The sequence below is a fragment of the Winogradskyella epiphytica genome, assembly GCF_003217215.1.
Lineage (GTDB): Bacteria > Bacteroidota > Bacteroidia > Flavobacteriales > Flavobacteriaceae > Winogradskyella > Winogradskyella epiphytica.
Genome location: NZ_QJTD01000002.1, coordinates 416,173 through 441,055, shown reverse-complemented (window position 1 = coordinate 441,055; position 24,883 = coordinate 416,173). Strand labels below are relative to the sequence as shown.

Sequence of the window (24,883 nt, the reverse complement as noted above, 5' to 3'; positions counted from 1 at the left end):
TAAAACTTTATGAATATATTCGTTTAAGCCAAGTCGAAAATCATTTTATTCGTAAGATTAAAGCATTTCGTCTTCGCTTAATTAGACATGAGGTTCTATATTAAACTTAATAGCTTCAAATATATAGAATACAATGTCATTAGTTCGTTTCGGTTTTGAGAATTTTAACAGAAAAAGAAATAATCAATCATCGATTGCATATTTTGTGTTTCAAAATACTGTTTAATTTCTTTTTGAGCTTCAGCATTGGCTACAGAGACTATACTTTGAGGCTGATTTAACTCTCCTAAATAATCAAAGTTAAACAACTCTTGACCATATATATGTTTTCCTATTTTTTTTGGATTATCGCATATCCAGTAAAATGGAATTTCTTCGTGTAAAAGAAGTTTTGCGATTGTCTTTCCTTTTGTTCCAGCTCCCCAAATGGTTAATGGACGTGAGGAATCGTAATTTAAATCTAAAAAATAATGCACCTTAAGATCTAAAAAAGTATTCTGCGCATAATGCTCATGAGTTCTTGAAGTACGCGAGCTGTAATCTCTCCAATGAAGTAAAACAGTATCGCAAGGAATGCACTTATATCCTGCTTTATAAAAGCGGAATGTTAGGTCGTAATCTTCAGGATAACGGTTTGGGCTGAATCCTTCACAAGCTTCAAAATCATCACGATGAATCATCCAGCAAGGGGATGGGATTACACATTCTTTATAAATTTCTAAATAGTTATCTCCGGTTTTAGTCAAACGATTTATCCATTTTTCGTATTTGGCATAACCATCACTTACGCCATCGGCTCTAAAGTACTTTACTTGGCCGACTGCAAGGTGTTTTTTGCCATAAGTTTCAAGAGAATTCAGCATTACTTCAAGTCGATTTGAAACCATTAAATCATCACTGTCCATACGCGTAATATATTCCCCATTACTGTACGAATAAGCTGTTTGAAGTGCTGATATAATACCTTGACCTTTGTTCTTATAAAGTTTAATTCGTGCATCCTTTTCAACATAAGATTTAACAATATTAAAAGAATCATCGCTAGAGGAATCATCTATAAAAATAGCTTCCCAATTGCTATGAGTTTGCGCGAGAATAGACTCCATACAGTCGGCTATAAAGGCTTCTGTATTTTTGAAGGGTGTGATTATGCTTACTAAGGCTTTTGACATGCTGCGAATTTAACAAAACCTTTAGGTATTTAATAGTAACAGATTGTAGTTTTGTTCGTCAAGTAAAAAACAAACATTTAAACATGAGAAAATTTATCGCCATTCTTGGATTAAGTACACTATTGGTAGCTTGTGGAGCTGCAAAGGTTAACGTTGATGATTTAGCGGTGAGCAATCCTATCGAAACTGCATTAGATTTAACAGCAGTAGTAGATGATAGAGTGCCTGTTGTTATAAATCCAGGACGTTTTACAAGTGAAACAGTAACGTATAGATTACCAAGAGTTGTACAAGGAACCTATTCTATTAGTGACTTTGGAAAATATGTCGATGATTTTAAAGCTATAGATTATGAAGGGAACGAATTAAGCGTAACCAAAATAGATGATAACTCATGGACGATTTCTGAGGCTACACGATTAGATAAATTGGAATATTATGTGAATGATACTTTTGATATAGAAACTGAAGGTGGCATAGGAGGTGAGCGACCATTTTCGCCTGCAGGTACAAATATTGAAGAAGATAACTTCGTATTAAATCTTCATGGTTTTATTGGCTATTTCGATTCTTTAAAGAATAATCAATATGCGGTAGACATAACGGCTCCTGCAGATTTCGTAAGAACTTCGGCATTAGAAGAAGAAGGAACAACAATAAGTGAAGATGGTAAAACCATGGTCACAAGCTATTTTGCACAACGTTATTTTGATATTACAGACAATCCAATGATGTATGGCGACCTAGATGTCGAAGAGTTTATGGTTGGTGATATCAAAATAGTATTAAGTGTGTATTCACCTAACAAAATTCATACAGCAGCAAGTCAGAAAGAGACGGTCTTCAAAATGATGCAAGCTCAAAAAGCTTATTTAGGTGATATTAATACAACACCTCGATATGATATTTACTTGTATTTGTCCGATGGAAGTGAAACTTCTCCAAAAGGAATGGGAGCTTTAGAACATCATACATCAACTGTGGTGGTTTTACCAGAATCGTCGACTAAAGAAAGTTTGGCTGCATCTATTATTGATGTCGTAGCTCATGAATTTTTCCATATTGTAACGCCGCTTTCTGTACATTCTGAAGATGTTCATTATTTCGATTATCACAAACCAACGTTTTCTAAGCATTTGTGGATGTACGAAGGTGTAACTGAGTATTTTGCGCAACATTTTCAAGTGTACGAGGGATTGGTTGATGCTGAGACTTTTTACAATACAATGATGTCTAATATCTTAATGTCACAACGTTTAGACGATGCGATGAGCTTTACCATAATGAGTGAAAATGTCTTAGACGAACCTTATGCTTCAAACTACTATAATGTGTATATGAAAGGAGCATTAATAGGAATGTGTATTGACATATTAATGCGTTCTGAAAGCGATGGACATAGAAGTATGTTATCTTTAATGAAAGAGTTATCTGCAAAATACGGAAAAGATAAACCTTTTGAAGACGATAAGCTTATTGCTGAAATAACGGAAATGACTTACCCAAGTGTAGGAGAGTTTTTAAGAACACATGTTGAAGGTGATGTACCAATTAATTATAATGAGTTTTTAGCATTAGTTGGTCTAAAAACAGGAACAACGCAAGTAGAAACGAATTATATTTTCGCAGGCGGACAGAATATTATTTTTGATGCTAATCAAGAACAAGGTACAATTTTCTTCTCAGAAATGGCTTTAAATAATTCATTTTGGAAAGCACAAGGCATTCAAGCAGGCGATGTGATTAAGAAAGTTGATGGAACGGAATTATCACTTATGAACGCTCAACAAGTAGTTGGTGGAATGTACACATGGCAAGCTGGCAAAGACATCACGATGGAGTTAGAACGTAATGGAGAACCTGTAATTATAAAAACGACGTTAACCAAAGCTTATGCGGAAGACGAATCAATTGTAGAAGATTCAAATGCTACTGAAGCTCAGAAAGCATTAAGAGAAGCTTGGTTAAGAGGTTAATTCTCTAAAGAAACAATTATATAAAAAAGCCGATGCTGTTGTAAGCATCGGCTTTTTTGTTTATTGTAAAACTCAATTTAATATTTAGCAGATTTTCCTTTTGAAAGTGAATTTTCAATAAACTCACGTAAATCGTCATTAGCTTGAATTAAATCTTCATTTCTAAGGTACATCATATGTCCACTTCTGTAACCTTTAAAGGAGAAACGATCTTTCATTTTTCCGCTTGGATCTACTTGCCATTGTGTGTACTTTGCTGCGAAATAAGTGGTTGCGCCATCATAATAACCAGATTGGGTCAATACCTTTAAATAAGGATTCTGAGCCATCGCTTGACGTAAGTTGTCACGCGTATTATCGTTAGAATTATCCCAGCGTCCTGTATTTCCAAATACATTATACTTTACATCAGTTTTAAAACCTAATTCATTCTGAATATAATAATTGATCGCCGGAGTAAAGGAATGTAACCATGAAGTGAGTTCAGCACTATAATCTGGACTTGTGCCTGTTTCAACCTTATCAATTCCAATATATCTAGAATCTAAACGACCAACAGTTTCGCCGGTTTTATCACGTAACAATTCCTTCCAAAAAAAGCGGTTAGGAACATCTAAGTTTTGTTGTAAAATCACCTTTTCAGATAATCCTGAATAATGACTCATTTGCTTGGCAATAACTTGCTTTTCGGAATCTGTAATAAAACCACCTTTTGCAATTGCAGGCATTAAATCGTTAATAGCAAAATGCTCCACTTCTGGTAAAATGTCTAATAAATCTTTGCTTTGAAGTGTTGAAGGAAGCATCTTATGATACCAAGCCGCCGCTGTATAATAAGGTAAATTTAAACTTGAGGCTAAAGGGCCGCCAACTCTAAGCACTTTATAATCGGCAGGTGAAACTAAAATAACACCATTTAAATACATCCACTGTCTGTTTTGTAACTCTAAGGATAGTCCCATCACTCGAGTTCCTCCGTAACTTTCACCTATAATGTATTTAGGCGATTGCCAACGGTTTTTTCTCGTGGTAAACGTGTTCATCCAACTTGCGAGATATTTGATGTCTGCATTAATACCAAAGAATAATTTATCATCTGGCATTTTTCCATCTTTATCAGCGATTTTTCTTGAATATCCAGTGTTTACAGGATTGATAAAAACAATATCAGCAACATCTAAAATAGAGTTAGGATTGTCTTTTACGCCGTAGGGTTGTATAGGATAACCTTCTTCATCTATATTCAAAACTTTGGGACCTGTATATGCAATATGCATCCATAACGACGCTGAACCTGGCCCGCCATTAAATGAATATACAATAGGTCGGTTGTTGCCTTTTGAGTCATTTGTTCGTTTGTAATAGGTATAATACAATGAGGCAATCATTTTTCCTTGATCATCCCAAACCGGTTGAAACCCAGTTTCTGCTTTATAATTAATTTGTTTTCCTTTAATGGTAACCGAATGATTCGTGATGACGGTTGTGTCTACCGGAATCTTTAAATCTTGAGAAAAACTAAATGCAAAACACGCGGTTAGAAGTAATGTTAAATGAAATTTCATTGAAGAAAATTTAGTGGGTTTGAAGTTGATTTAAATTTAAAATATTGATAATTCAAGTGCATTTTTTTCAACTTTAACTTGATTAAATTATGTTGAAAACGCCCTGAAGTAGTAAAGGTATGAATAACCAAATGAATTAGAAAGCTTCAAATACACCCAAACCGAATAAGGCAAAGTCATATTTCACGGGATCATTTGAGTCTAAATCTCTTAAAGCTCTGTCTAATTCTGCTAAAGCTTTGCCATCATTTTGTTTTCGTTTTAGTACGCCGAGCTTTCGAGCGACGTTTCCAGAGTGAACATCTAATGGGCAGCTTAATTGTGATGGCGATAGCGATTTCCATATACCAAAATCTACGCCGTTATTGTCGTTTCTTATCATCCAACGCAAATACATGTTAATTCTCTTTGCGGCAGAATTTTTAAGAGGATCGCTAACGTGCTTTTGTGTCCGATTTAAATGTGGAATCTCAAAGAATATCTTTTTGAACTGATGAATACTCGGTTGAAGTGAATCGGGCTCCGCAAATTTTCCGAACACAGCCTCCAGACCATTATGACTTATATAAATATGATTTAAACTTTTTACAAATTGAATTAAATCATTTCCATTAAAAGTCCTGTGAACAAACGAACTGAGTTTTTCTAAATCAGATTCTTCATGCTGCGTAATAAATTCGAAAGGAGCGTGGTCTAATAGCTCCATCATCTTATTAGAATTATTGATAATGCTTTTTCGATTTCCCCAAGCGATGGTTGCAGTTAAAAAACCAGCGATTTCTATATCTTCCTTTTTAGAGAATTTATGTGGAATTTGTATCGGATCGCTCTCAATAAACTTTGGATTGTTATAGAGATTAACTTTTTCGTCGAGAAATTCTTTGAGTTCTGCCTTTGTAAGTTTCAATGGTACATGTTTGATTAAAAATTGAAATTAATCATTCTTCATACAATTAAAAAAGACTTAACAATTACTTCACAGCAATCATACTAATTTCAACATTCACAAATCTAGGAAGGTTTGCGACTTCTACAGTTTCCCTTGCTGGAGCAGTGGCTTCATCGAAATACTTACCATAAACTTCATTAATTTGTTTGAAGTTATGCATATCACTAATAAAAATTGATGATTTGATTACATTTTCAAAAGTCATATCTGCAGCTGCTAATACTTCTTTCATATTTTCCATGACTTGTTTAGTCTCAGTTTTAATATCGTCTAAAACCAATTCCATGGTTTCAGGGTCTAAGGCTATTTGTCCAGAAGTATATAAGGTGTTTCCAACTAAAACGGCTTGATTATATGGTCCGATTGGAGCAGGTGCTTTTGAGGTATTTATAATTTTTTTCATAGTAAGTTCCCACTGAAAAGGGCGTCGTATTTAAGATTAGTATTAAAACAAATTTAAGGTAATTTTTTCTAAAGCTAATATGGAAATGTGATAGAAAAAATGGTGTGAAAGTTGGTGAAATCAGGTTTAATTGGAATAAAAAGAGCTTGTAACAACATCAACCTAAGTTGTGTTCACTTAATTACCAACACGTCTATCGGCTTGGCGGCGTTTATCGTATTTTAAATCTTTAAGTAAGTTAGATTTAATACCAATAAAGAAATTCCAAGAACTACGATCACTAAAAGGAATCCAAGAGAAGTTCATACGCCAACTCAATAGATCGCGCTCAAAACGCAGTTGAGTATATGTGAATCCTTGATTTAAGAAATCGTAACCAGAGGAAGCACCAACACTCCAACGTGGAGACAATTCTATATCACCAGAAAACATTAAAGAGTGAGATGATATTTTATTTTCTCGTCTTGTGTTTCCGTAGTTCGCGGCATAAGCCAACCTTAAGTTCCAAGGCATTTTGTAATTATAGAACTCATTATTTTCGTTTTTCTCTTTGTTTTTGTCGTCATCTGAGAGGCGTTTATCTGCATAGTCTTCAGATCGTCCAAATAAACCATCTGTTCGCCCTCCAGATCTTGCAGCTTCTTGTGCGGCAGCCTTGTCTTCAGCAGACTCCTTACCTGAAAAACTTTCATTAGATAAGGTATAACTCATATTTATGTTAGCTGAGGTTAATCTGAATAAACTTCCGCCATTATTCACATTAAATTCGTTAACAAGATTGTTATTACTATCTAGAGCATACGGGTTCAAGGTCATCCCAAAATTAATGCTCATTTTTTTATTCAAAATCTGCGTGCCTCCACTTACACGAACAGGACTCCAGTTTAAAGAATCTGCAGCAACATCGTAAGATGTTGAAAAGTTGAGGTTGTTTAGTATGAAAATTTTCTCTGGTTCTGTATTTGTAGAATCTTTAGAGCGAACTTTAGCTTCAATATTGTTTCCTAATGAAATACCAACACTACTTGAATAACGATCACCAGGCCTTCCAAATAAAGACTTTTCAAAACGTGTATATTTTACTTGGTCGGTAGTAGTTCCGTCGGCAGAAATGACATCATACGTTTCATAGTACTGGTCAAAAGCTGGACTAATAGAATAACTCAAAGATGGTCGCATTACATGACGTATGGCCTGAATATTTGGATTTTTTCCTTCTTTTTTAAAGTCATACATCCCATAAATTGTAGTTCCAATACTTGCTCCGACGTTGTATGTTAAAAAACGGTCAAATCCATTTTGGTCAATAGTAATAACTTCGTCAGCTGCTTGATCATAAAAACGACGAATAGTTTTAAGAGTCCAAGTTTCTTCAAAATTAGCGTTGGCACTTACACTAAAATGATCAAACACTTTGAAGTTAGTTGTGACAGGAATACTGTGTTTCATTCCAGTAATAGCATCGTCAAACATTTCAGCCTTACCAAAAACAGAGTCATTAGTTTGAATTCGGTATTCTCCTCTAGAGCTTACCTGAAAATTAATATTATGTATGGCTCCTTTTTTAGTACCTGTTTTAGGAGCGAACGGATAAATTCGTCCCATAGATGCCTGCATGGTTGGCAAGGTTAAATCTATATCACCAGTATTGGTGTTTTGTCTGTGAGAGGCTGTTAAACTGACATTAACCTGAGGTTCTCCTGAAAAAGTTTTAGAATAGGATACGGAAGAAGCTAAAGTGTTATTTAAGAAATTCGATTGATTCAATTGGTTAACTGATTCTTGATAATACGAACTACTACCTAAGTTCACTGAAGCAGAGAACCTGGAGTTTGGATTTGCTTTTCCATCTTGACTGTGTGACCATCTTATGTTATAAATGGTGCTTTTGCTAAAGTCGGGGAAGCCTCGTTCACTATTTAATAGGTTTTCATATCTAAAACTGAGATTACCTCGATATTTATAACGTAGAGCGTAATTGGATTCTAAACGCAAACCATAACTACCATTGGTATAATAATCACCAAGAGCTGCTAAGTCTAAATAATCACTAATAGCAAAATAGTAACCTCCGTTTTGTAAAAAGTATCCTCTGTCGTTTCCGGTGTCTTCACCAAATGATGGGAATATAATACCAGAAGTTTGCTTTTTAGTCATTGGAAAAAAGGCAAATGGTAAAGCAATCGGTGTAGGAACACCATAAATTTCCATATAAGTAGGTCCTACAATGACCTTCTTGTTAGGAACCATTTTCATTTTAGAGGTCACAAACTGATATTCTGGATCATCTTCATCTTCAGCTGTTGTAAATCGGCCGTTTTTCATGAAGTAAACAGAGTCGTTTTCCTTTTTGGTAATCGGAGAATAGACTTTAAAGCCTTGTTGCTCAGTTCTAGAATTAAAAACTAAGGCTTTTTTGGTCTCCGTATTAAACACAATAGAATCTGGTTCAATAACATTAGCACCTTGTTTAAAATATGGTCTTTGTGTATAACCAGTAGAGTCTTTTATTCGACCTGCGTAGACTAAATTCTTACTATAATCGATAACAATAATTCCAGCTTTAACCTCCATGTCTTGGTATAAAACCTCTGCTTCGTCGTATAAATAGATCTTTTGCTTCTTCTGATTTATAGAAACGTAATCCTTAGCTTTGTACTTTACGATGCCCGACAAAAATTCTTTCTTTGCAATCGTATCTTGCTGAGTGCTATCAACTAACTTGGAATTTAAGGGTTTGTTGAGTGTGGAATCTATTGAAATAGAGGTAGAGTCTTGTAGCTGCTTAGCCGGAATTGAAACCGTCTTTTTAGGTAATTCTTGGGCGAAGCTAAAAGTGTTGATAAACACTGTAAAACTCAAGGTAAAAAGTATGTGTAAGCTTTTTGTACGCAATCCTTTTAAATGTATTTTTGTAAAAGTATGGCTCGGTTTTTGAAACGCCAAAAGTACAGATATTTTTTTGTGATTAATTTATATAAAATCATAAAGTTGAAAATTACTGAATTTAGCGAAAACTTATGTGTAATAAACCGAGATTATAAACCGTTAATTTATTTATGCAAACGAAACACAATACACTCATAGTATTTCTTACTCTTTTATTTATAGGTTATTTAACATCTAATACATCATTACAAGCCCAATCAGATAAGTTTGTGGTGGTTTTAGATGCAGGTCATGGAGGTCATGATTCTGGTAATGTTGGTAATGGGTATAGTGAAAAAAACATTGCACTAAATATAACTTTAGATGTAGGAAAGGAGCTTGAAAAGAATCCTGATATAAAAGTGATTTACACACGAAAGACAGATGTGTTTATTCCTTTACATGAACGTGCTAATATTGCTAATAAAGCACATGCCGATTTATTTGTCTCCATTCATTGTAATGCTCATCATTCACAAGCTAGCGGAACTGAAACCTTTGTTTTAGGTGAAAAAAATACAGGACGAAATTTCGATGTTGCAAAACGTGAGAACGAAGTGATCTTTTTAGAGGAGAATTATGAAGAGAATTATGCTGGTTTCGACCCAAGTTCTCCAGAGTCAACCATAGCCATTGGTATCGAACAAGAAATATATGTTGAACAAAGTATTGTTTTAGCTCGAAAAATAGAAGATAACTTCATCGGTAAAGCAAAACGTAAGAGTAGAGGTTTGAAGCAAGCTAGTTTACTTGTAATTCGTAATACATATATGCCAAGTGTATTAGTAGAAGTTGGTTTTTTAACCAATAAAGAAGAAGGTAAGTATTTAAATTCAAGCGCAGGACAGACAAAAATGGCTGCGGCTATTAAAACCGCTGTCTTAGACTATAAAAAAGAACTCGATCAGAATGTTGGAAACAAAATTGTAGGAACTAACACAAGAACGATGTTAGAAGAAGAGGAAGCACCGAAACTTATAGAAGGTGTGATTTTTAAAGTGCAAATAGCAGCGAGTTCTAGAGCTTTAGATCCTAAGCCTTATAATTTTGAAGGACTTTCCGACATTTCAAGAGAGAAAGCTGGTAATATCTATAAATATTTTAGCGGAAGCACTTCTGATTATAATGAAGTAAAAAGACTACAGGATAAAGCGAGGTCAAAAGGTTTTCCAGGAGCTTTTGTTGTTGCTTATAAAGAAGGTAAAAAGATTAGTGTTTCTGAAGCTTTGAAGTCAGTACCAAACTAAATTGAGCCTAATTTTTATTCAGTCTATAGACTTTAGCTTTTCTGTTGAAATTCAATTGGTTTTAATTTACTCATGTTAAATGCTAATGATTAAAATGAGAATTTTGCAGCTAAATGCGTTAACATGATGAGTAATAACAAACTTTATTAATATATTTATCCCTAATTTTGTTGAAAAACTAAAGAGAAGCCCATTGAAAATTTCAAGAGAAGTAAAAACAGCAATATTGGTTCTATCTGGTATCGCTTTGTTTATATATTTATTCACCTATCTAAAAGGTGAAGATCTTTTTTCAAGTTCTAATACCTACTATACAGAGTTTGATTATAATTCTTTAAGTATGTCGTCTCCTGTAACTGTTAAAGGGAATAAGATAGGAAAAATAGAAGACATTAAGTACGACTTTGAATCGGGTAAAACTAGAGTGTCTTTTTCTGTAACTCCGGAACTTAAATTTTCAAAAAACAGTAAAGTCAGATTATATCAAGATGGTTTAATGGGCGGAAACGCTTTAGCTATCGTTGATGCCAATAACGGAGTTATAGCCCAATCAGGTGACTTTATAAAATCGGAAGTAAAGCCAGGCATGATCTCATCTTTAGAAAAGAACTTCTCAGGCATTAGTGAAGATTTAGGTACAACGCTTCGATCTTCGGATACTTTAATAACGAATCTAAACGCCTTAATTGTTGATGAATCTGATAACGGACTTAAAAACGCCATCGCAGAATTGAATACAACATTAAAGTCATTTAAAAATGTAGCATCTTCGGCGAATAATCTTATTAGTCAAAATGATGAAAAAATTGCTTCACTGCTAGAAAATTTTGATAAGACTAGTTCTGAATTAGCGATTCTTATTAAAGATTTAAACGATGCGAATCTTTCTAATACGGTAAAGAATTTAGATGCCATGGTTGCTAAACTTGATCAATTAGCATCAGGACTTGCTGCAGGTGAAGGTTCAATAGGGAAACTTTTAAAAGACGATGCGCTTTACGAAAACTTAGAAAATGCATCAAAAGAATTACAACTATTACTTTTAGATATAAAACTTCATCCTGCGAGATACAGACGTATTTTGTCTAAAAGAGAAATACCTTACGAGGAACCCACTGAAGCTCAAATTAATAATAATTAGATCCATTAATCAACCATGGAATATTTACCAAATATCATTTTTGTTATACTATTAGTTGCTGGAATTGGCTATTTCGTTAGAAATATACAAAAGCTAATTCGTAATATTAAACTCGGACGCGAAGTCGATGCTAGTGACAACAAATCACAACGTTGGAACAATGTCGTAAAAATTGCATTGGGTCAGAGTAAAATGGTAAGACGACCAGTTTCTGGATTTTTACATGTTGTGGTTTATGTGGGATTCATAATAATCAATATGGAAGTTTTAGAAATCATCATTGATGGTATCTTCGGTACTCACCGTATTGGTCAACAAGTTCTTCCGACATCACTATACGGATTTTTAATAGGCGCTTTTGAAATTTTAGCAGTTTTAGTTTTAGTAGCTGTAGTTGTTTTTTGGTTACGAAGAAATATTATTAAGGTTAAGCGTTTCTTGAGCTCAGAAATGAAGGGATGGCCAAAAAGTGACGGTAATATTATCCTTTATTTTGAAGTGGTATTGATGTGTTTATTCTTAGTAATGAATGCGACGGATACAGCATTTCAACAAGTGGGATCAGGTAACGTCATTTCTCAATTTATAGCACCATGGTTTGAAGGTTTTACACCTGATACTTTAGCTATTATTGAGCGTTCGGCTTGGTGGTTACATATTGTTGGTATTCTTATTTTCTTAAATTACTTATACTTTTCTAAACATTTACATATCCTATTAGCATTTCCTAATACGTATTTTGGAAGTGTTGAACCTATGGGTAAATTTGACAATATTGAGGCGGTGACTAAGGAGGTGAAATTAATGATGGATCCGGATGCTGATCCGTTTGCTGCACCTGCTGAAGACGCAGAGGAAGAAGTTCCGGCTAAGTTTGGTGCGAGCGACGTTATGGATCTTACACAGGTTCAATTACTCAATGCCTATACATGTACAGAATGTGGTCGTTGTACCTCGGCTTGTCCAGCGAATCTTACAGGTAAGAAATTATCACCACGTAAGATTATGATGGATACTCGCGATCGTCTAGAAGAAGTTGGTAAGAACATCGATGCGAATAACGGCGAATTTAAGGATGACGGCAAACAATTGTTAGGCGATTATATTACTGCAGAAGAATTATGGGCGTGTACCACATGTAATGCTTGTGTTCAAGAATGTCCTGTAAGTATTAGTCCATTATCTATTATTATGGATATGCGTAGATTCTTGGTAATGGAGCAAAGTGCAGCACCAATGGAATTGAACAATATGATGACCAACATAGAAAATAACGGAGCGCCATGGCCTTATAACCAAATGGACCGTTTAAATTGGAAAGATGAATAGGTTTTTTGAGCGACTAACTTTAAATCAGAGATTAGTAATAGGAATAGTATCTAGTATAATATGGATCTCACTATTATATATGGAATCTGGTTTTATAATAGGTTTTATTAGTGGAATCTTTATGGCAATTTCTCTTTTCACGTTGGTAACCTATATTCAATTAAAACTATTTAAACATCAGGAATAAGGTTTTGAATAACGTAACAGCTTTTTCAAAAATCAATTTAGATTAAGACAGATACAAAAATTATGAGCGAGCAACTAAGAGTGCCAACAATGGCAGAATATATGGCAGAAGGGAAGCAACCAGAAATTTTATTTTGGGTGGGTTCTGCTGGTAGTTATGACGATAGAGCAAAAAAAATCACTAAGGCTTTTGTTAAAATCTTAAATAAAGCTAATGTCGATTTCGCTGTTTTAGGAACAGAAGAGAGTAATACAGGAGATGTCGCTAAGCGTGCAGGAAACGAGTTCTTATTTCAGATGCAAGCGGTCATGAATATTGAAGTTTTAAATGGCTATGGAATCAAACGTATTGTAACTTGTGATCCGCATTCATTTAACTGTCTTAAAAATGAATATCCTGGTCTTGGTGGCAACTATGATGTTATTCACCATACACAATATATTAAAGAACTTATGAGTGCTGGTCGTTTGACCTTAGATGGTAATACCTATAAGGGAAAACGAATCACTTTCCATGACCCTTGTTATTTAGGTAGAGCGAATAGTGTTTATGAAGCGCCTAGAGATGTGCTTAAAAAAACCAATGCGACTTTGGTTGAAATGAAACGTCATAAAAGTACAGCTTTGTGTTGTGGAGCAGGAGGAGCACAAATGTTTAAAGATGCCGAACCAGGAAATAAAGAAATTAACGTTCTTAGAACTGAAGACGCACTAGAAACACAACCAGAAATTATAGCTACAGGTTGTCCTTATTGCAACACCATGATGACGGATGGTGTAAAATTTAAAGAAAAAGAATCTGAAATTTCAGTAATGGATATCGCTGAATTGATAGCCAACGCCTAATTCAAAAAGTTGTGGGTAACGAGATTGAGAAAGTCCCTTTGAAAAAAAGGATTATTCCAGGTTTAATAGGCGGATTAGCTTATGCAATAATAATGGCTGGTTATGATCTTTATATTGGTGAACCATTCTCCTTGACAAAATTCGTAATCAACACATTGCTTTTAGGATTTCTGATGAGCGTTGTATTCTCTTTTAAAAATCCTAAAAAGAAGAAATAGTTTTTTACATCGGCACATAATCAGCAAATCATTTTTTAATAATGAATTTCACAAATCTTCAAATAGAAACGGAAAACATACCTCAGCTTGAAGATATTGTTTTAAAACCAATTTCAAAATCCTATTTCAAAATTATTGTACTTAATCAATTATTGCTTTATGCATTATTGGTGAGCTTAGTTTTTATTGGAAAATATATTACAGAAAATGATGAGCATGTCATAATTAATTTCTGGTATCTCCTTTTAGTTGTTATAGTGTTTTGTATCATTAACTTTATATATAGTTATTTAGCTTTTAAAAAACGAAAATATGCTATTCGAGAGCACGATGTAGTATATGCCAAAGGATTAATTGTGCATTCAATTATTGCTGTTCCTATTTCTAGAATTCAACATGTTGAAGAATCTAGAAGTTGGCTTGCAAGACATTTTGGATTATCCACGTTGAAACTCTTTACCGCTGGTGAAGCCGGAAGCGACCTAAGTATTAAAGGGCTGCCACATCTTGAAGCTAAAAAAATAAAGGAAATCATTAGTGCCAATATTAATGGAAGTAACTGATTTTTCGCAACCTATACGGCAGTCTTCAAAAGGCATTATCATTATTTTCGCTTTTAATGCTTTTAAATTTTTCAAAAAGTTTTTTGTGCTTTTAATTGCATTTGGTTTGTCTTTGATGAAAGGTAAAACCATTGGAAGTTTAACACCTACAATGATTTGGTTAGGATTCATAGGAATTTTAATAGTCATATTTATCATAGCCATATTAAAATATCTCAATTTCAAATTTCATTTGAGTGAAGACGATTTTCATTTATCTACTGGCATCATTAATAAAGACACGACCATCATTCCGAAATCTAAAATTCAGAATGTATATATCAAACAAAATTTCCTTCAACAATTGATTGATGTGGTTTCTGTTAAAATAGAAACTGCGGGTGATAAAAAAGCGGAAATAGAAATTAGTGCTTTGGATAAACCGACAGCTTTACTTCTGAAAAAAAAGTTATTTACTAAAGCAAACGTTGATGAGCATAGTGTCGAAGTAACAGATGGACGTGATGTTTTCTTTAAGGTCACTCCAAAACGTCTCTTATTAGAAGGTCTATCTCAAAATCACTTCAAAAGTTTTACGTTAATACTGGCTTTTGGGTTTGGTCTGTATACAGAATTTCAACAATACCTCGAAGAATTAGAAGTCATAGAATATGCTAAAGACTATGTGAAAGTTGAAGAAGGGACGTTAATTAACCTTCTAATTACTAACATACTTATTGTGTTGGTTTTTGTAGTGGTTTCGTTTTTGTTTTCAATTATAAAAACTTTCATCATCAATTTCAATTTAGAGGTTGTAGAGCATCAAAAAACTATTGAAATCAATAAAGGTTTATTTAATAAAGTGTCCTTAAGTCTAACACCAAGTCGCATTCAGAATATCGTAATTACGACTAATCGAGTGAAACAATATTTAGGACTTCATAGCTTAGCCGTAAGACAAGCCATGACCGATCAAAAGCAGCAAAAAAACTTCAATATTGTCGCTTTAGAAAAAGATCAAGTCAACTATTTAATTGATAAATTATTAGTCGATTATGATAGGGAAGGTGAGTTGTCTAAGCCTAGACCTTATTTTATGCGTATTTCAACTTACCACATGTTATTATTTTTAGCAGTAACAAATGGATTGGCGTTCTTCATCTTTGGGACTGAACTTTGGTGGATAAATGTGCTAATTGTTCCTTTAGCAGTGTTATATGTGTACTATGCTTATAAAAAAGCCTATTACAAGATAAGTAACAATTATATCACCATTGGAAGTGGCGTTATAGATACGACAACCAATATTCTTGAAATTCATAAAATTCAAGGCATCAAATTAAAGCAAAGTTTTTTTCAGAAACGTCGTCACATCGCTTCAGTGGTTATTTCTACGGCTTCAAAAAAAGTCACCATCCCTTATGTCTCAAAAGCGGAGGCCTTATCCATTTATAATTTCCTCCTATTTAAGGTGGAATCTCAAGATAGAGATTGGATGTAATATTGTACTTTTGCTATTTAGAAAAATAGAATACTATGTTAGTAGATTTTAATGCATTACCAGAAGAATCTCGTATTTGGATATACCAAGCGAATCGTTCGTTTACGGATCAAGAAATTGAGCAGTTAAAGGGGCAACTTGAGACCTTCATTGAATCTTGGACAGCACATGGAAAAGATCTTCAAGCGGGTTATAAGATTGTTTATAAACGCTTTATTGTTCTAGCTTTAGATCAGAGTTTTAATGATGCCACAGGATGCTCAATTGATTCTTCAGTGAGTTTTATTCAACAATTAGAGCAACAATACAATGTTGATTTAATGGACAAAATGAATGTGTCTTACAAACAAGGCGAATTCATTGCTTATAAATCTTTGGTTGATTTTAGAAAAATGGCGAAACAAAAAGCGGTTTCTAAAAACACTATTGTCTTTAATAATTTGGTGACAAATATTGCTGAATTTAATGAGAATTGGGAAGTACCGGCAAGTGAAAGCTGGCACAATAGATTTATCAAATAAAAGGCAGATAATTCTTTAAAGCATTACAAACGTGGCAACTGACATTTTCTTATTAAATATAACAGGGCAGGATAAACCCGGTTTAACATCGAGTTTAACAGGAGTTCTCGCGGAATATGACGCCAAGGTTTTAGACATTGGTCAAGCTAATATTCACGATACTTTGTCTTTAGGTATTTTATTTGAAATTAAGTCAGGAAAGGATTCAGCAGCAGTTCTAAAGGATTTATTATTCAAAGCTTATGAACTTGGTATTACGGCTAAATTTTCACCAATTTCACTTGACGATTATGAGGAATGGGTAGATCAGCAAGGGAAAGATCGCTACATTGTAACCATTATGGGCGAAAAACTTGCTGCTAAGCAAATTTCTGAAGTCACTAAAGTCATTTCAGCAAAGAACTTAAACATAGACTCCATAAAACGTTTGACTGGTCGTACATCTCTTGTAAAGCAGGACGACTACCCAAGAGCTTCCATTCAGTTATCTATAAGAGGAAAGATAGGTGATAAGGTAGATTTTACTCGTAAATTTATGGAGATATCGAGTGAATTAGATTTCGATATTGCCTTTCAGGTTGATAATATATTTAGAAGGAACCGTCGATTAGTTTGTTTTGATATGGATTCAACTTTGATTCAAACCGAAGTGATAGACGAATTAGCGGAACTGGCAGGCGTAGGAGACCAAGTGAGAGCCATTACAGAATCTGCTATGCAAGGTGAAATAGATTTCAATGAGAGTTTTAAAAGACGGATGAAACTATTAAAAGGCCTTAGTGAAGATGTTTTACATGATGTAGCCGTAAATTTACCAATAACTAAAGGTGCGAAACGACTTATTGATACACTTCATTATTACGGATTTAAAACGGCAATTCTATCTGGAGGTTTTACCTATTTTGGAAAATATTTACAGAAAGAACTCGATATCGATTACGTCTATGCCAACCAATTAGAAATCAAAGACGGTGTTTTAACCGGTGGATATATTGGTGAAATTGTAGATGGGAATAAGAAGGCTGAATATTTAAAATTGCTCGCCGAGAAAATGGAAATTGATATTGGACAAACGATTGCTGTTGGCGATGGTGCCAATGATTTACCAATGTTAAATCTCGCCGGATTAGGAATTGCTTTTCATGCAAAGCCAAAAGTTAAAGATAACGCTCAAAACTCTATTTCAAGTATAGGGTTAGATGGCGTTTTATACTTATTGGGTTATCATGATCGCCAAATTGATTTACTGCATAAATAAATTATTAGAGACTGATTTTAAGATTGTAAATCTATCTTAAAGTCTTTTTACTTCCTTTTAATTATGCTAATTTGGCACAATAATCGTTAACATAGTATCAGCTATAGTAGATTTCTAATAGCCTTAGAATATTTTTCTTTTAAAGACTTGAGTTAAACCTATAAAATATAAAAGATTACCAATGCGTTACCTTTTACTTATATCTCTATTTGCTTGTTTTCAAGTAAATTTCGCACAAAACCTCGGCGATAATCCATTACAATCTAAAGATCCAATTCAACAACAGAAATGGGTGGATAGTGTTTATAATTCCATGACAGTTCAAGAACGAATTGGACAACTTTTCATGGTTCAGGTGTTTTCTAATAAAAGTAAGGTACATGAAGCTAGTATCGCTCGATTAATTAAAAATCAGCATATAGGTGGATTAATTTATTCTAATGGAGGACCAGTTCGTCAAGCACAACTAAATAATGAATTACAAGCGGCTTCTAAAATTCCACTTTTAATAGGAATGGATGCCGAATGGGGATTGAGTATGCGTTTAGACTCTACTTATGCTTTCCCTTGGAATATGACACTTGGAGCAATTCAAAATGATAAATTAGTTGAAGAAACAGGCAGATATATTGGCGAACATTCTAAACGATTAGGAGTTCATTTTAATTTTGCACCAGCTGTAGATATTAATACCAATCCTAAAAACCCAATAATAGGAAACCGTTCCTTTGGTGAAGATAGAGATAATGTGACTGCTAAAGGTTTAGCCTTCATGAGAGGTATGCAAAGTGCAGGAACATTAGCTAATGCTAAGCATTTCCCTGGCCATGGCGATACAGAGGGAGACTCTCATCACATGTTACCAACTATCAATTTTAGCGCAGAACGAATTGATTCTATTGAACTTCATCCGTATAAAAAACTAATAAAAGAAGGTCTAGCTAGTGTTATGGTAGCGCATTTAAATGTGCCGAGTTTAGAAAAAAGGAATGGATTTCCTTCTTCATTATCTAAACATATTGTTACCGATATTTTAAAGGAACGTTTAGGGTTTAATGGTTTAATATTTACGGATGCTTTAACCATGAAAGGTGCTGCAGATTATATAAATAAAGGATCGACATCAAAAGGTAGAAATAAAGGAGGAGAAATTGATTTAATGGCATTTTTAGCAGGAAATGATGTCATGTTAATGTCTGAAGACCCAGTGACAGGTATTTCAAGGTTTGTTGAAGCCTATAATGATGGAACCATTACTGAAGATCGTTTAGCACATTCGGTGAAGAAAATTTTAATGGCTAAATATAAGGTTGGTTTGAATAACTATTTACCAATTGGAATTGCCAATTTAGAGTCAGATTTAAATAGGTTAAAAGACGATTTACTGTACGAAGAGTTGATGGAAAATGCTATTACAGTGGTAAAAAACACAAACTCATTATTACCACTTAGAAACTTAGAAACTAAGAAAATAGCCTATGTGTCTTTGGGTGATGATGATGGTTCTGTATTTTTAGATGAATTAAAAAAATACACTAAAGTCCACGAAATAAAAGGAGATAAACTAGACGATGTCATAGCAAAACTTCAAAATTATAATACGGTGGTTGTTGGATTTCATAAGTCTAATGCCAATCCATGGAAAGGCTTTAAATTCTCTCAAAGAGAAATGGCTTGGTTGTATGAAATTGCAAGAACAAATACTATTATTTTAGATGTTTTTGCGAGACCTTACGCTTTAAACGATTTGCAATCTGTTGAAAATATTGAAGCGATTGTAATGAGTTATCAAAACAGTAAAATTGCTCAAGAAAAGTCAGCTCAAATTATATTTGGAGCAGTAGGTGCGAAGGGTAAGCTTCCAGTTAGCGCTGGACCTTATTTTCCTGTCGGAACTGGAGAAACCTATAATTCGTTATTGAGTTTGGGGTATAGTCTACCTGAACGTGTTGGAATAGATTCTAAATTGTTAAGCCGAATCGATTCTGTAGCTAATTATGCAGTAGAAAAAAAAATGACACCCGGAATCCAACTATTAGTAGCGCGGCAAGGTAAAGTTGTTTATAATAAGAACTTTGGATACCATACGTATGAAAAAAAAAACAAAGTAGATTTTGATGATGTTTACGACGTTGCTTCTTTAACAAAGATATTAGCTACCCTTCCGGTTTTAATGGAACTCGAGGAAAAAGGTTCTGTTTCTTTAGATGATAAGCTAGGAGACTTACTTATTGAATATAAAAAAACGAATAAGAAAAATGTAACCTTAAAAAAAATGCTATCTCATTATGCTCAGCTTAAACCATGGATACCATTTTACTATGCAACGTTAGATTCTGTAACAAAGAAACCTGATCCTAAATACTATAGAAGATCACCAATCAAAGGATTTGAAGTGGAGGTGACGAATACACTCTATATGCGCAATGACTATATGGATTCTATTCAGAAAGTTATAAGAGATAGCGAATTATTATCAAGTCTGCGTTACCGTTACAGCGACTTGCCGTATTATATTCTAAAAAAGTATTTAGAAGATTTTTATGATAAACCTTTAGATGAAATTGTTGAAGATCGGTTTTATAAATCTTTAGGAGCGAATTATACGACGTACAATCCTCGAAATAAATTTAGTTTAAAAGATATTGTTCCTACTGAAGTAGATAATTATTACCGTTACAATGAAATTCACGGATACGTTCATGATATGGGAGCTGCAATGCAAAATGGAGTAGGAGGACACGCAGGTATATTTAGCAACGCCAATGATGTTGCTAAAATTATGCAGATGTACTTACAGAAAGGATTCTACGGCGGTAAGCGCTACTTTAAAAATGAAACAGTAGATAAGTTCAACTACTGTTATTATTGCAGTGAAAACAACAGACGAGGAATAGGTTTTGATAAACCCCAATTGGGTGAGGAAGGCCCAACTTGTGGCTGTTTATCAATGACCAGTTTCGGACATTCAGGCTTTACTGGAACTTACGCCTGGGCAGATCCCGAAGAAGAATTGGTCTATGTGTTTTTGGCGAACAGAACTTATCCGGAAGCGGGAAAAAATTTATTATTAAGAGAGAACATTAGAACAGAAATACAACGTCTTATCTACGAGGCAATTATTGATTAATTGTAGGTGTTTCTTGTAATGAGCGCGTTAAAAAGAACTTAAAGTATAAATCTACAGTTGAAAAAAACTTAACTTTAAGGACTTTAAAAAATATAAAACTTTAGATGAAAATAGGAATAGTTTGTTATCCAACCTTTGGCGGAAGTGGCGTCGTGGCTACAGAATTGGGCTTAGAGCTTTCAAAACGAGGACACGAAATTCATTTTATTACTTATAGTCAGCCTGTTCGTTTAGAATTGTTGAGTAACAACGTTCATTTTCATGAAGTACATGTTCCAGAATATCCTTTATTTCTATACCAGCCTTATGAGCTCGCCTTATCGAGTAAATTAGTGGATATGGTAAAGTTACATGGTATTGAATTGCTACATGTTCATTATGCCATTCCTCATGCCTATGCGGCTTATATGGCGCAACAAATGCTTAAAGACGAAGGGATTAATGTGCCCATCGTTACCACCTTACATGGAACAGATATTACCTTAGTGGGAAGTCATCCGTTTTACAAGCCTGCAGTAACATTTAGTATTAATAAATCTAATGCTGTAACTTCAGTTTCGGAAAGCTTGAAGAAGGAAACCATGAGATTATTTGATATTAAAAGAGACATTCATGTAGTGCCTAACTTTATCGATTTAGAAAAACATGTCCATAGTTATACGGATTGTCAGAGAGGAATGATGGCAGAAGATCATGAGCGTATCATCACCCATATAAGTAATTTTAGGGAAGTGAAACGTATTCCTGATGTCATTACAATATTTTATAATATTCAAAAAGAACTACCTGCCAAATTAATGATGGTTGGAGATGGTCCAGAAAAGGAGAAGGCCGAATTATTAGCTGAAGAATTAGGAATATCTGATCGCATAGTATTCTTTGGAAATAGTCATGAAATTGACCGAATTTTATGTTTTAGTGATTTGTTTTTGTTACCCTCACAAACTGAAAGTTTTGGATTAGCAGCTTTAGAAGCAATGGCTAGTAATGTTCCTGTGATTTCTACTAATTCCGGTGGTTTGTCTGAAGTTAATGAAGATGGATTTTCTGGATATTTAAGTGATGTAGGTGCTGTTAATGATATGTCTAGGAATGCTCTAAAAATCTTAACAGATTTGGACACTTTGGATCAATTTAAAGCGAATGCAAAATCGCAATCTCAAAAATTTGACTTACACAACATTGTTCCTATGTATGAAAAGATTTATGAAGAAACCTTAAAGGAATTTTTAAAGCTTAGTTAAACCAAACGGCGTATCCTTCTCTTCTTAATTCTAAAGAAATTTGTTCTTCTGCAACTAAAGCTTCGGCTCTGTTGAAAAAAGGATCAATATGATTATATAAACTCGGACGTAAATACGTACCGTATTTTTCAACAATATTTGAAGATATTTTATAACCTTTTTTATTCCTATAACCCGATTTATGCTGTAAAAATCGTTCTTTCGGTGATTTACTAGTCATGCCTACATATAAACATTCTAACACCCCATTAAACTGAGGATTGGCGTTTCTAAATTTTGCATTTTCTGTGAATACGCGTTTCGATAACTCTATAACACATATAGTGTATTGAACCTTTGACATTATGAATACTTCTTTTTATACCTCAAATTGAATTTCAGTATTAATTATTAAAAATAACTCTCTAATAGATGGCTTTTTAAATGGCCATACGAATTTATTTTTATGGATTGCTTTTGGCCGTCCATTATAGATGAAATTTGGGGTGGAAGTGGTACATCTCGCTTAATCACTTTGCTAATGGTGTCTAAAAATTTGGTCGGATGAGCCGTTTCTAAAAATACGACATGACCATCATTATTTTCTAAATACGATTTAGCACCTAGAAAACCAACGGCCCCGTGAGGGTCTGCAACATAATTATAATCATTATATAATTCAAATAGTGCAGTTTTAGTGTCGTCATCTGTAAAGCTAAATGATGAAAAATTACCTTTTAGAGCCTCAAAGTTATGCTGATGTAATTCTAATATTCTCACAAAATTACTAGGGTTTCCAACATCCATGGCATTACTAATGGTTGAAACCGATGGTTTAGGTTTATATGATTGCGTAGCCATATAATTAACAACAGTATCATTAGCGTTGTTAGCGGCGATAAAATGTTTTACAGGTAAACCTAACTTCTGAGCAACCATGCCAGCGCATATATTTCCAAAATTGCCACTTGGAACAGAGAAAGAAATACTATTGTATGTTGACTTTAATTGTTTGTATGCAAACATGAAGTAAAATAGTTGTGGCAACCAACGTGCTATATTAATAGAATTAGCCGAAGTTAATTGTATTTTGCTAGTTATATCTTCATCCAAAAATGCACGTTTTACCATGTCTTGACAATCGTCAAAGACGCCATCAACTTCTAAAGCTGTGATATTCTGACCTAGTGTCGTTAATTGTTTCTCCTGTATATCACTTACTTTTCCACTTGGATAGAGAATAACTACATTGACACCTTTCACGCCTAAAAAACCATTAGCAACTGCACCTCCTGTGTCACCTGATGTGGCAACTAAAACTGTGACATCCTTCGTGTTTGATTGATTAAAATAGCCTAAGCATCTCGCCATGAAGCGGGCACCAACATCTTTAAAAGCCATCGTTGGTCCATGAAACAATTCTAATACTGAAACTTTATTATTAATTTCTACCACAGGAAAATCAAAATTTAAAGTCTCCTCAATAATACTTTTAAGAATGTCTTCAGGAATCTCAGGAACAACAAACTGTTTTATTGCTTCAAAAGCTATTTCCGTATTTGACTTCTCTTCAATAGTTTCAAAAAAGCTTGCATCTAAAGGTGTAATAGATTCCGGAAAATATAACCCCTTATCAGGAGCGAGTCCTCTTATAACAGCCTCTTTAAATGTTGCCTTAGGCGCTATGCGGTTTAAACTATAATATTTCATATGTTTTTTAATACTTTAAATACTGAGACTATTCTAAATCAAAATAATTTCCGTGCTTAAACACGAAACCTTTGGGAGCCACTATGTTTACTTTGTACGGACTTTTGTAACAGTTTATATTTTATATATGCCTTCTACATTAATTTTGGAAACATAAGTTTCAAATTCTATTTCTGTATTGGAGTACACAATTCGCATCGCCGATTCCACTGCAGTCGCAGTTTTTTTACCTTTGCTCAATGCAAATATGGAAGGTCCAGCTCCAGAAATTGCGCAACCTAATGCTCCAGCGTTTAAAGCAGCCGTTTTGACAGCATCAAAATGCGGAATTAATTCTTTTCTGTGCGATTCAACTACACTATCAATCAATGACTCTTTTATTAAATCATAATCGGCGGTATGTAGCGCATGAACTAAACTACCAACATTTGCCCATTGAGAAATAGCATTCTGTAATGGAATTTCCTTTGGAAGAATTGCTCTTGACTCTGATGTTTTTACTTCTATTTGCGGATGTATTAATGTCGCATAGAGTTCTGAAGGTGTAGGTAATTGTAAAATATGTAATGGGTCAATTGACTTCACTAAAGTGAATCCTCCAAAGATGGCTGGAGCTAAATTGTCTGCATGTTCACACTGACTAGCTAATGCCTCACCTTTCATGGCATAATAGGTGAGTTGAGTTTGATTTAAAGGATTTCCCAGTAATTCATTCATTCCCCATACACTTCCTGCAGCACTTGCAGCACTACTTCCAATGCCACTTCCTGGTTTTATTTTCTTATAGATTTCAATCTCAAAACCACAATCTGGTTCTAACGCAGTATACATAGCATGAGCTGAAACTCCAGCTACATTTTGTTCAATTTCATAAGGCAAATCGTAACCTTCTACTTTTGTTATTTTGAGGCCTTGAGCTTCTGTTTTCCTAATAATCATTTCATCACCGATGGAATCTAAACAAAAACCAAGCACATCAAAACCACAGGCGACATTCGCGACCGTTGCAGGTGAGAAAATCTTTATTTCATTTTTCAT

19 protein-coding genes are annotated in these 24,883 nt (G+C 34.2%); 11 read left to right on the top strand and 8 right to left on the bottom strand.

Annotation, left to right across the window (positions count from 1 at the left end):
* Positions 1–164: 164 nt before the first annotated feature.
* Positions 165–1,172 (bottom strand): glycosyltransferase family 2 protein, encoded by a 1,008-nt coding sequence (locus DFQ11_RS07200; protein WP_110475187.1) that lies wholly within the window; start codon positions 1,170–1,172, stop codon positions 165–167.
* Positions 1,173–1,255: 83 nt separating this feature from the next.
* On the opposite strand from DFQ11_RS07200, the gene DFQ11_RS07195 reads away from it, so the two are divergent.
* Positions 1,256–3,148, top strand: coding sequence for a M61 family metallopeptidase (locus DFQ11_RS07195; protein WP_110475186.1), 1,893 nt, complete (start codon positions 1,256–1,258; stop codon positions 3,146–3,148).
* Between the two features lie 77 nt (positions 3,149–3,225).
* On the opposite strand, the gene DFQ11_RS07190 is transcribed toward DFQ11_RS07195, so the two are convergent.
* The 4 genes from DFQ11_RS07190 to DFQ11_RS07175 all read right to left on the bottom strand — a co-directional run bounded on the left by DFQ11_RS07190 (position 3,226) and on the right by DFQ11_RS07175 (position 9,011).
* Complete coding sequence (locus tag DFQ11_RS07190; RefSeq protein WP_110475185.1) at positions 3,226–4,713, bottom strand: S10 family peptidase; 1,488 nt, start codon at positions 4,711–4,713, stop codon at positions 3,226–3,228.
* Between the two features lie 136 nt (positions 4,714–4,849).
* A complete protein-coding gene (locus DFQ11_RS07185; protein ID WP_110475184.1) occupies positions 4,850–5,620 on the bottom strand; it encodes a TIGR02757 family protein in 771 nt (256 codons plus the stop codon).
* A gap of 64 nt (positions 5,621–5,684) precedes the next feature.
* A complete protein-coding gene (locus DFQ11_RS07180) occupies positions 5,685–6,065 on the bottom strand; it encodes a RidA family protein (protein ID WP_110475183.1) in 381 nt (126 codons plus the stop codon).
* A gap of 177 nt (positions 6,066–6,242) precedes the next feature.
* Positions 6,243–9,011 carry a putative LPS assembly protein LptD gene (locus DFQ11_RS07175; protein ID WP_110475182.1) on the bottom strand — a complete coding sequence of 923 codons (2,769 nt, stop codon included), beginning with the start codon at positions 9,009–9,011 and terminating at the stop codon, positions 6,243–6,245.
* 113 nt (positions 9,012–9,124) lie between these two features.
* Between DFQ11_RS07175 and DFQ11_RS07170 the strand changes: the two genes are divergently transcribed.
* From DFQ11_RS07170 to bshA, 10 genes are all read left to right on the top strand, one after another.
* The gene (locus tag DFQ11_RS07170) at positions 9,125–10,240 is read left to right on the top strand and encodes an N-acetylmuramoyl-L-alanine amidase family protein (RefSeq protein WP_110475181.1); all 1,116 of its coding nucleotides are present in this window, start codon (positions 9,125–9,127) and stop codon (positions 10,238–10,240) included.
* 193 nt (positions 10,241–10,433) lie between these two features.
* Positions 10,434–11,381 carry an MlaD family protein gene (locus tag DFQ11_RS07165; RefSeq protein ID WP_110475180.1) on the top strand — a complete coding sequence of 316 codons (948 nt, stop codon included), beginning with the start codon at positions 10,434–10,436 and terminating at the stop codon, positions 11,379–11,381.
* Positions 11,382–11,396: 15 nt separating this feature from the next.
* Positions 11,397–12,710 (top strand): (Fe-S)-binding protein, encoded by a 1,314-nt coding sequence (locus DFQ11_RS07160; protein ID WP_110475179.1) that lies wholly within the window; start codon positions 11,397–11,399, stop codon positions 12,708–12,710.
* A gap of 249 nt (positions 12,711–12,959) precedes the next feature.
* Entirely contained in the window at positions 12,960–13,742 is a 783-nt protein-coding gene (locus DFQ11_RS07150) for a (Fe-S)-binding protein (protein ID WP_110475177.1), read from the top strand.
* A gap of 259 nt (positions 13,743–14,001) precedes the next feature.
* Positions 14,002–14,523: a PH domain-containing protein gene (locus tag DFQ11_RS07140; RefSeq protein ID WP_110475175.1), complete on the top strand. Its 522-nt coding sequence runs from the start codon at positions 14,002–14,004 to the stop codon at positions 14,521–14,523.
* On the top strand, positions 14,510–16,003 hold the full coding sequence (locus tag DFQ11_RS07135; protein WP_110475174.1) for a PH domain-containing protein: 1,494 nt from the start codon (positions 14,510–14,512) through the stop codon (positions 16,001–16,003). Before DFQ11_RS07140 ends, DFQ11_RS07135 begins: the two co-directional genes overlap by 14 nt.
* Before the next feature lie 35 nt (positions 16,004–16,038).
* On the top strand, positions 16,039–16,524 hold the full coding sequence (locus DFQ11_RS07130; protein ID WP_110475173.1) for an ABC transporter ATPase: 486 nt from the start codon (positions 16,039–16,041) through the stop codon (positions 16,522–16,524).
* Between the two features lie 31 nt (positions 16,525–16,555).
* Positions 16,556–17,782, top strand: a complete 1,227-nt coding sequence (gene serB / locus DFQ11_RS07125; RefSeq protein WP_110475172.1) for a phosphoserine phosphatase SerB — start codon at positions 16,556–16,558, stop codon at positions 17,780–17,782.
* 181 nt (positions 17,783–17,963) lie between these two features.
* Positions 17,964–20,912 carry a glycoside hydrolase family 3 N-terminal domain-containing protein gene (locus DFQ11_RS07120; protein ID WP_110475171.1) on the top strand — a complete coding sequence of 983 codons (2,949 nt, stop codon included), beginning with the start codon at positions 17,964–17,966 and terminating at the stop codon, positions 20,910–20,912.
* 104 nt (positions 20,913–21,016) lie between these two features.
* The gene (bshA, locus tag DFQ11_RS07115; RefSeq protein WP_110475170.1) at positions 21,017–22,156 is read left to right on the top strand and encodes an N-acetyl-alpha-D-glucosaminyl L-malate synthase BshA; all 1,140 of its coding nucleotides are present in this window, start codon (positions 21,017–21,019) and stop codon (positions 22,154–22,156) included.
* Here bshA and DFQ11_RS07110 read toward each other — a convergent pair.
* From DFQ11_RS07110 to DFQ11_RS07100, 3 genes are all read right to left on the bottom strand, one after another.
* The gene (locus tag DFQ11_RS07110) at positions 22,149–22,499 is read right to left on the bottom strand and encodes a ribose-5-phosphate isomerase (protein ID WP_110475169.1); all 351 of its coding nucleotides are present in this window, start codon (positions 22,497–22,499) and stop codon (positions 22,149–22,151) included. The genes bshA and DFQ11_RS07110 overlap by 8 nt on opposite strands.
* Before the next feature lie 47 nt (positions 22,500–22,546).
* On the bottom strand, positions 22,547–23,845 hold the full coding sequence (gene thrC, locus DFQ11_RS07105) for a threonine synthase (RefSeq protein ID WP_110475168.1): 1,299 nt from the start codon (positions 23,843–23,845) through the stop codon (positions 22,547–22,549).
* 114 nt (positions 23,846–23,959) lie between these two features.
* Positions 23,960–24,883, bottom strand: coding sequence for a homoserine kinase (locus tag DFQ11_RS07100; RefSeq protein ID WP_110475167.1), 924 nt, complete (start codon positions 24,881–24,883; stop codon positions 23,960–23,962).